The organism is Nitrincola sp. A-D6 (assembly GCF_000764495.1).
GTDB lineage: Bacteria > Pseudomonadota > Gammaproteobacteria > Pseudomonadales > Balneatricaceae > Nitrincola.
In genome coordinates, this window is sequence record NZ_JRLB01000114.1 from 1 (window position 1) to 1,523 (window position 1,523).

Annotated in this window: 2 protein-coding genes; both read left to right on the top strand. The window is 33.0% G+C overall.

Translation table 11 applies throughout. The features are described from left to right. Positions 1-83 precede the first annotated feature (83 nt). Positions 84-377, top strand: a complete 294-nt coding sequence (locus tag LH51_RS18365) for a hypothetical protein (RefSeq protein WP_144244331.1) — start codon at positions 84-86, stop codon at positions 375-377. Further along, complete coding sequence (locus LH51_RS18370) at positions 358-1,353, top strand: motility associated factor glycosyltransferase family protein (RefSeq protein ID WP_036525082.1); 996 nt, start codon at positions 358-360, stop codon at positions 1,351-1,353. Before LH51_RS18365 ends, LH51_RS18370 begins: the two co-directional genes overlap by 20 nt. Positions 1,354-1,523: the final 170 nt, after the last annotated feature.

A 1,523-nucleotide genomic window follows, 5' to 3' on the forward strand; every position in this document is an offset into this window, starting at 1 on the left:
GTTTTTTTTGCACAATATATAATAATTGAGTGTGAGGGAAATATAAATTGAACTCATTATTAATATATTGAATGAGGTGGTTTGTGAGTGATAAATCTCTGGAAGAGAAACTTAAAATAATTCATCAAAGATGGCCAAGATTCAAAAACAAGCTGAAAAAAAAGTTAGCAGAGAATAGTACCGTTACAGGGGATACACCTCATAAAGTTTTGGTTCATGAAGGGTGTCACATATCAAGTGCATTTAATCCAGAGAAAGAAGCAGAAGTACAAGCGTCAGTTTTGGATGAAGATGAAGAAGTGGTATGGATTTACGGTATAGGTTCCGGGTTTCTTGTAGAGCATATTCTGAAGCAGCATGGCATTAAAAAAAATTAATTTGGTATTTTTTAATCATCGATTGTTTATGGAATCATTAAAAGAATACCCTAATAGTTGGATTGATGATAAAAGAGTTAATCTTTTTTTTGCAGGAGAGTTGAAATATCCAAGTAAACCTTTTTTGAATGTTTATGCTGAGTTGATTTTAGCTGAAAAAGGAGCGCATCCTCTTAGAGATAGGGTGATAATGGAGTTGGATGAAAGTTTGAAGAAAAAAAGATTGGAAGATAGAAAGCTGAATTACGATATAAAAAATATTGTAGAGAATGATGAATATATAAAAATTGATAAAAGTGTAAGTGAGTATTTTAATCAGTATAAAGATAAAACTATTACTGTGATTGCTGGTGGGGAAACTATTCAGTCTTATATAGATAATCCAATAAAGTCTGACTGTTTGATAGCAGTATCTACAGCAGTTAATCCATTGATTAAGGGTGGTATAGTTCCGGAATTTGTTATTGCAATTGATGGCCATGATAATATGGTTGATCATTTTAAAGTTATATCAAATAAAGATATACTTAAAGACTCGATATTTGTTTACTCTCCAACTATACCACATAAGATGTTGCAGTCTTGGCCGGGATTAAGGTGTATCTTTAAAACCAATGATTCAGTTTTTAATAGGGTGCAGAGTACTTTAAAACTAAAAAAGCTTTATTGTTCTGGTACAGTTACACATTGCGCTGTAGATCTTGCTGTTAAGTTAGGTGCTAAGGAAGTCAGGTTGGTCGGCGCGGATTTTGGTTATCCTAGTGGCTACACTCATGCAGAAAACTCTGCTGCCAGAAAAAAAGCAAATTTTAAAACCAGGGTGACTAATTACAACGGACAAGAGATCATGTCAAGACCAGCACTAATTGCATTTATGAGAGATTTAGAAATTTATATATCTTTAAATAAAAATGTTGTTTTTCGATCTTTTTCAAAAGAAAGTGCAAAAATTGATGGTGTGAGTTTGATGATATGATGGAATTTAAAGAGTTAGAAAAGCTGGCATTGGAAATTGTATATAAATTACGTATCGGTGAGGTTGCATACGCATTTTCTTTGTACCCTGGATTAATTAGTGGGTTGTTGGAGTTTTTGGATGTGAATGATAAAGAGGCATTTGGCCCTCTGTTTGCTGAGATGCTAAAG

Coding starts and splice junctions, on each gene's coding strand:
- LH51_RS18370 (WP_036525082.1), top strand. CDS start 358: ATGGCATTAAAAAAAATTAATTTGGTATTTTTTAATCATCGATTGTTT.